Raw genomic sequence first — 7,306 nt, forward strand, 5'->3', positions numbered from 1 at the left:
GAGCTCTCTCGCGCGCGACACAGCGCCACCCCGCGCGCGCGTCCCCCCCCGCCCCCCCCCCACGCCCCCGCGCAGCCCCCCCCCCCCCCCCCGCCCCCCCGCGCCCCCACGATCCGCGGTGTGCCTCGGTCCTGCCTCGTGCGTCAGTCCTGCTTCTTCCTGCGGGTGCCGAAGACGATCTCGTCCCAGCTGGGGACGGCCGCCCGGCGGCCCGGGCGGACGCCGTCGGCCTCCGCCTGCCGGTCGGTCGCGCCGTGCAGCCGGTCGCGGTGGCCGGAGACGGAGCGGGGCATGAGGACGTCGGCGTAGGCCGCGCCCGCCCCGGCGGAGGCGGCGGGAGCCGGCGGCTCCTCCGCCTCGACCTCGTCGGACGGCTCGGTGTCGGGCTGCTCGGGGACCACCAGGTCGCCGCGGAAGCTCGGCACCGCCTCCAGGAGGCTGGTGAGCGAGTCCCGCTCCTCCTCCGGCTCCGCCGCCGAGGCGGTCAGCGGCGCCCGGTCGAGCTGCCGGTCCAGGGCCCGGTCGAGCGGCCGGTCCAGGGTGCGGTCCAGCGGCCGGTCCCGGGGCAGCCGGGCGATCCTCGGTACGAAGGGGAAGCTCGGCTCCGGCGCGGCGGCGAGGGTGTCGTCGGTCTCGCCGATCAGCGCCCGCGCCTCGTCGTCCACGGCCTGGACGAGCCGGCGCGGCGGGTCGTAGGTCCAGCTGGCGGTGTGCACCTCGCCGGCGACCCGGTAGACGAGCAGCACCTCCCAGGTGCCGTCGTCGCGCCGCCAGGAGTCCCACTGCACGGTGTCCTTCTCGGCGCCACGCAGCAGCAGCCGCTCCTGCACCGCCTCGCCGAGCTGGGGGCCGCTGTTCTCGCCGGGCCGGCGCACCGGGGTCTTGCGGGCGCGCTCGGCCATGAAGGCGCGCTCGGCGAGCACGGGGCCCTCGAAGCGGCGGACGCGGTCGACGGGGATGCCGGCGAGCTGGGCGACCTCCTCCGCGGAGGCACCGGCTCGTATCCGGGCCTGGATGTCGCGGGGGCGGAGGTGGCTCTCGACCTCGATCTCGATCTGGCCGAGGCGCGCCCGGTCGTTGCGCACGGCGGCCCGCAGCCGCTCGTCGATCGGAAGCGTGTACTCCGTGCTGTCGGCAGCCTTGAGCACCAGTCGTGTGCCGTCGTTGGAGACGGCCACGACACGCAGTTCGGGCATGGGGACCTCCCGGGTGGTGCCTGCCGACGTCACGTGCGTCGCTGCTTCCGCTAGTCGAGTGTGGCCTGCCCGGGTGCAGCCTGCCACTACCTTGCCGAGTTGCCCGGCGTGTCGGGCGTGGACCCCGGTCCGCCGTTATGGCACGGTTACCTGTTCACTACCCGGAGTGACTGGGCGTCACACTGGGTAGCGGTTCCGTTCCCGGGCGCCCCGGAAGGCGTCCGGACCCAGGGTTCGTCAATGTACTCCATTCGGGCCACTCGGGTGGACCGGCGCGCCGCCCAACTTCTCGGGGTGGGCGGGAGTTGAGCCTCCGTCTCCATTCCTCCCGCGTGGCACTCTTCACAGAACCCCCTGAACCGGAACTATTCGCTTCGCTCATTTGTCCCTTCTGGGTGCACGGTGGAACAGATGAGCAAGCAGAGGGTGGAGATGCGTCACAGGCAGCCGGCCGACACGGACGAACCGGAGATACGGACCCCGGGGCCCGGGAACGAGCCCCCGGAGCCCGGGGGCGAGGCCAAGCGGAAGATCGACCTGAGCGTGCCTCAGGTGGCCGGCAGCGCCCTCGCGGCGGTGATCGCCGCCAAACTCGCCTCCACCCTCGGCGTCTACGGGACCATCCTCGGCGCCGGCGTGATCAGCGTCATCGCCACCTGCGGCGGGCCGCTCTTCCAGCAGCTCTTCAAGCGCACCGGCGAGCAGATGCGGGACGTGACCACCGCCGCCAAGCCGAAGGCGCGTCAGGTCCCCGCCGCCCCCTCCGCCTTCCCCGCGGACGACCGCCACACCCTGATGCTCGGCACCGTCCCCGAGCCCGCCGCGCCGTTCCCGTACGACGACGCGTTCGGCGCGGCCACCACCCACGGCACCCGGCTGCGCGGCTGGAGGCGCCCGGTGCTGGCCGCCGCCCTCGTCTTCGGCGTCACCATGGGCGGCATCACCACCTACGAGCTGGTCTCCGGCGAGGACTTCAGCGGCACCAAGGGCACCACCACCTTCGGCTCGGTGGTCCGCGGCGGCGACGGCGGACAGCGCAACGTCCCCGAGGAGCGGGAGGAACAGCGACAGCGGGACCAGGGGGACGAGCCGCAGGCACCCGCCCCGACCGGCTCCGCGGGCCAGGACGGCACCCGGGAGCCCGGGGACGGGACCGGCACGGACGCCACACCGTCCACCGGCGCCACCCCCGACCCCGGGACCGGGACGCCGAGCGGCGACGCGACCACCGCGCCGACCCCGGACCCGACCGGCTCCGAGGACGGCGGCACGGACCCGACGCGGGAGCCCACCGACCCGACGACGGACCCGACGGCCCCCGCCACGCCGTCCGCTCCCACCGACGCCCCCACCACGGGCCCGGCCGTCCAGGACGCCCCCACGGCCCCGTCCGGCGACACCGCCGGATGAGTCCCCGTCAGTCGCCCAGCACCCGCCGCAGGTAGTCGTTGCCGAAGCGGCGGTCCGGGTCGAGCCGGTCGCGCAGCGCCGTGAACTCGGCGAAGCGCGGATAGGCGGCCGCCAGCTGGGCGGCGTCCCGGGTGTGCACCTTCCCCCAGTGCGGCCGGCCCCCGTGGGCAGTCATGATGCGCTCCACCGCGGTGAAGTACCCGCGGTGGGGCGTTCCCTTGTAGAGGTGCACCGCGATGTAGACCGTCTCCCGGCCGGAGGCGGTGGAGAGCGCGATGTCGTCGGCGGGCGCGGTGCGCACCTCCACCGGGAAGCTCACCTTCAGCGGCGAGCCCTCCACCATCGCCTTCAGCTCGCGCAGCGCCGTCGTCGCGGCCTCCCGCGGCAGCGCGTACTCCATCTCCAGGAAGCGGACCCGGCGCGGGGACGTGAAGACCTTGTACGGGATGTCGGTGTACGTCCGGGCGGAGAGCGCGCGGCTGGAGATCCGGGCGATCGCCGGGATGGCCGGCGGCACCGCGCGGCCGAGCGAGCAGGCCGCCTGGAAGACCCCGTTGGAGAGGAACTCGTCCTCGAACCAGCCGCCGAGGCGGGGCAGCGGGGCGGCCGGACCGGCGCTGCGGTTGTTGCGCTTGGTGTTGCAGTTGTCCGTGTGGGGGAACCAGTAGAACTCGAAGTGCTCGTTCTCCGCGTGCAGCTCGTCGAAGTCTGCGAGCACCCGGTCGAGGCGCATCGGCTCCTCCCGCGCGGTGAGCAGGAAGACCGGCTCGACGGCGAAGGTGATCGCGGTGACCACGCCGAGCGCGCCGAGTCCGATCCGGGCCGCCGCGAAGACCTCAGGGCGCTCCTGCTCGGAGCAGGTCAGCAGGGTCCCGTCCGCCGTCACCAGCTCCAGGGCGCGGATCTGGGCCGCGAGGGAGGCGGAGTCGCGGCCGGTGCCGTGGGTGCCGGTCGAGGTGGCCCCGGCGACCGTCTGCTCCATGATGTCGCCCATGTTCGTGAGCGACAGGCCCTCCCGGGCCAGCGCCACGTTGAGCCGCTTCAGCGGAGTGCCCGACTCCACCGTCACCGTCATCGCCTCGCGGTCGATCCGGCGGATCCCGGTGAGCAGGTCCGGGCGGATCAGGACGCCGTCGGTGGCCGCGATCGAGGTGAAGGAGTGGCCGGTGCCGACCGTCTTCACCCGCAGCCCGTCCTCGGCGGCCCGGCGGATCTCGGCGGCCAGCTCCTCGGCCGAGGCCGGGCTCGCCTCCCGCGCCGGGCGGGAGGAGACGTTCCCCGCCCAGTTACGCCACGGGCTGCCCGTCCTGGCGCTCCCCGGTCCCGCTGTCCTCGTGCTCATCTCGCCCCTCCCGGTTCGGCACCGGCCTGCGCAGCCGGCGGTGGCCGAGCAGGCCCACCACGACCGCGAGCGCGCCCGAGACGACGGGCACCACGTACGCCGACTCCGCCCCCGAGGCGTCGACCACCCAGCCGGCCGCCGAGGAACCGAGCGCCACACCGATCGCGAGGCCGGTGCCGGTCCAGGTCATGCCCTCGGTGAGCTGGGTGTGCGGTACGTGCTTCTCGACGAGGGCCATCGTGGTCACCATCGTCGGCGCGATGGAGAGGCCCGCGACAAAGAGCGCCACGGCCAGCAACGGCAGGTTCCCGGCCAGTAGGAGGGGGATCATACTCACGGCCATCGCGCAGACGCCGAGCAGCCACCGGCGGGACGGCTCGCCCTTGAGGTGCAGCAGCCCGAAGACCGCGCCGGCCAGGCAGGAGCCCAGCGCGTAGACGGCGAGGACCAGGCTGGCGGCCGCCTTCTGGCCCCGCTCCTCGGCGAAGGCCACGGTCACCACGTCCACCGAGCCGAAGATCGCGCCGGTGGCGACGAAGGCCAGGGCGAGGACCTGGAGGCCGGGGGAGCGGAGCGCCGAACCGCCCTTGGCGGCGGGCTGCGGGTGCGGCTCCGGCTCGGTGTCCCGCTGGGCGGTCAGCCAGAAGACGCCGATCGCGAGGAAGACCCCGGCCAGCAGCGGGCCGGCCTCCGGGAACCAGGTCGTCGACAGGCCGATGGAGATGATCGGGCCGAAGATGAAGCACACCTCGTCGACGATCGACTCCCACGAGTACGCCGTGTGCAGCGAGCGCGCGTCGCCCCGGTAGATGCCCGCCCAGCGGGCCCGGGTCATCGCCCCGACGCTCGGCACGACGCCGATCACGGCCGTGAAGGCGAAGAGCGTCCAGTCCGGGGCCTGCTGCTGCACGCAGAGCAGCAGCCCGGTGGCGGCGACGAGGGAGACCAGGGTGACCGGGCGGAGCACCCGCCGCTGCCCGTACCGGTCGACCAGGCGGGACACCTGGGGGCCGAGCACGGCGGCGGACATCGCCAGCGTCGCCGAGAGGGCGCCGGCCAGCCCGTACCGGCCGGTGACCTGGGAGATCATCGTGACGATGCCGATGCCCATCATGGACAGCGGCATCCGGCCCAGGAAACCGGCGACGGAGAACGAGGCGGTACCGGGCGCCGAGAAGATCGCGCGGTAGGGACTGGGCAAGGGGTTCTCCGGCTCTGCGACGCGGCGTGCCGCCCGTTCGTCACGGTCAACACGTGTAATTGAGGTCTAAAGCCTAAGGGTTCGAAGCCGTCGGGTCATCCCCGTATTTCCGGACGGGCCGCACCCCGGGCCGTCGGTGCCGGGTGGGAGGATCGGTGCCATGTCCGATCAGCACGATCCCGCCCCGTACGACGCCCTGCTGCTGCTCTCCTTCGGCGGCCCCGAGGGCCCGGACGACGTCGTCCCGTTCCTGGAGAACGTGACGCGCGGCCGCGGCATCCCCAAGGAGCGGCTCAAGGAGGTGGGGCAGCACTACTTCCTCTTCGGCGGCGTCAGCCCGATCAACGGCCAGAACCGCGCCCTGCTCGACGCGCTGCGGACCGACTTCGCCGAGTCCGGCCTCGGCCTGCCGGTCTACTGGGGCAACCGGAACTGGGCCCCGTACCTCACCGACACCCTCCGCGAGATGGTCCACGACGGGCGCCGCCACATCGCCGTCCTCACCACCAGCGCGTACGCCTCCTACTCGGGCTGCCGCCAGTACCGCGAGAACCTCGCCGACGCGCTCGCCGCCCTGGAGGCGGAGGGCCTGCCGCTTCCCCGGGTCGACAAGCTCCGCCACTACTTCAACCACCCCGGCTTCGTGGAGCCCATGGTGGAGGGCGTCCTCGCCTCCCTCGCCGAGCTCGACGACTCCGTCCGGGCCGGCGCCCACCTCGCCTTCACCACCCACTCCATCCCGGACTCCGCTGCCGACACCTCCGGCCCCGTCGCCGACCACGGCCCCGGCGGCGCCTACGTGAAGCAGCACCTCGACGTGGCCCGGGTCGTCGTCGACGCGGTGCGCGAGCGGACCGGCGTCGACCACCCCTGGAAGCTCGTCTACCAGTCCCGCAGCGGCGCCCCGCACATCCCCTGGCTGGAGCCGGACATCTGCGACCACCTTGAGGAGCTGAGCGCGGCCGGCGCCCCCGCCGCCGTCATGGTGCCGATCGGCTTCGTCTCGGACCACATGGAGGTCCTGTACGACCTCGACACCGAGGCCACCGCCAAGGCCGCCGAGCTGGGCCTCCCGGTCCGCCGCTCCGCCACCGTCGGCGCCGACCCGCGGTTCGCCGCCGCCGTCCGCGAGCTGGTCCTGGAGCGGGCCGCCGCCGAGCGCGGCACGCGCGCGGAGCGGTGCGCCCTGGGCGCCCTCGGCCCCTCCCACGACCTCTGCCCGATCGGCTGCTGCCCGGCCCGCGCCGAGCGCGCCGCCGCCGCCGGTGCCGACAGCCCCTACGCCTGAGGAGCCACGCCGTGACCCCCGTACCCCCGCCCCCGCTCGACGAGCTGCTCGACCTGGCCCTGGAGGCCGCCCGGCGGGCCGGCGCCCTGCTGCGCGACGGCCGGCCCGACGACCTGGCCGTCGCCGCCACCAAGAGCAGCGCCATCGACGTCGTCACCGAGATGGACATCGCCGCCGAGAAGCTGATCACCGGCTTCCTCACCGAGCACCGCCCGCAGGACGGGCTGCTCGGCGAGGAGGGCGCCGCCACCCCCGGCACCAGCGGCGTCCGCTGGGTCATCGACCCCCTCGACGGCACCGTGAACTACCTCTACGGCCTGCCGTCCTGGGCCGTCTCCATCGCCGCCGAGTACCGGGGCGAGACCGTCGTCGGCGTCGTCGAGGCCCCGCTGCGCGGCGAGACCTTCCGCGCCGTCCGCGGCGGCGGCGCGTACCTGGGCGAGCGCCGGCTCGCGGTCCGCACCGCGCCCCCCTTCGACCAGGCCCTGCTCGGCACCGGCTTCGGGTACGTGCAGTCCCGCCGCGCCCACCAGGCCGAGGTGGTCCGGGAGGTCCTGCCGCTGGTCCGGGACATCCGGCGGGGCGGCTCGGCCGCCATCGACCTGTGCGACGTGGCGGCCGGCCGGCTCGACGCCTTCTACGAGCGCGGGCTCAACCCCTGGGACCACGCCGCGGGGGCCCTGATCGCCCGCGAGGCGGGCGCGCGCACCGGCGGACGTCCGGGAGAGCCCGAGTCCGGAGAACTGGCCGTAGCGGCCCCCGAGGGGCTTTTCGGCCCCCTCCAGGAGCTGCTCGACCGGCTCGGCGCCTGGCACGACTGAGAGCGGCCCCGGACACGGCGGTGCCCCGGAGCCGAACGGATCCGGGGC

At 74.4% G+C, this 7,306-nt stretch carries 6 protein-coding genes; 3 read left to right on the plus strand and 3 right to left on the minus strand.

The window, feature by feature from the left end:
• Positions 1-143: 143 nt before the first annotated feature.
• Positions 144-1,196 (minus strand): septation protein SepH, encoded by a 1,053-nt coding sequence (gene sepH, locus ACFW1I_RS18865; protein ID WP_384671105.1) that lies wholly within the window; start codon positions 1,194-1,196, stop codon positions 144-146.
• Positions 1,197-1,607: 411 nt separating this feature from the next.
• On the opposite strand from sepH, the gene ACFW1I_RS18870 reads away from it, so the two are divergent.
• Positions 1,608-2,606 carry a hypothetical protein gene (locus tag ACFW1I_RS18870; RefSeq protein WP_384671107.1) on the plus strand — a complete coding sequence of 333 codons (999 nt, stop codon included), beginning with the start codon at positions 1,608-1,610 and terminating at the stop codon, positions 2,604-2,606.
• 7 nt (positions 2,607-2,613) lie between these two features.
• On the opposite strand, the gene ACFW1I_RS18875 is transcribed toward ACFW1I_RS18870, so the two are convergent.
• Positions 2,614-3,948 carry a D-arabinono-1,4-lactone oxidase gene (locus ACFW1I_RS18875; RefSeq protein ID WP_384671108.1) on the minus strand — a complete coding sequence of 445 codons (1,335 nt, stop codon included), beginning with the start codon at positions 3,946-3,948 and terminating at the stop codon, positions 2,614-2,616.
• On the minus strand, positions 3,893-5,149 hold the full coding sequence (locus ACFW1I_RS18880) for an MFS transporter (protein ID WP_384671111.1): 1,257 nt from the start codon (positions 5,147-5,149) through the stop codon (positions 3,893-3,895). Before ACFW1I_RS18880 ends, ACFW1I_RS18875 begins: the two co-directional genes overlap by 56 nt.
• Positions 5,150-5,309: 160 nt before the next feature.
• Between ACFW1I_RS18880 and ACFW1I_RS18885 the strand changes: the two genes are divergently transcribed.
• Both ACFW1I_RS18885 and ACFW1I_RS18890 read left to right on the plus strand, forming a co-directional pair.
• Positions 5,310-6,437 (plus strand): ferrochelatase, encoded by a 1,128-nt coding sequence (locus ACFW1I_RS18885; RefSeq protein ID WP_384671113.1) that lies wholly within the window; start codon positions 5,310-5,312, stop codon positions 6,435-6,437.
• 11 nt (positions 6,438-6,448) lie between these two features.
• Positions 6,449-7,258: an inositol monophosphatase family protein gene (locus ACFW1I_RS18890; protein ID WP_384671114.1), complete on the plus strand. Its 810-nt coding sequence runs from the start codon at positions 6,449-6,451 to the stop codon at positions 7,256-7,258.
• Positions 7,259-7,306: the final 48 nt, after the last annotated feature.

The organism is Streptomyces sp. NPDC058955 (assembly GCF_042741435.1).
GTDB lineage: Bacteria > Actinomycetota > Actinomycetes > Streptomycetales > Streptomycetaceae > Streptomyces.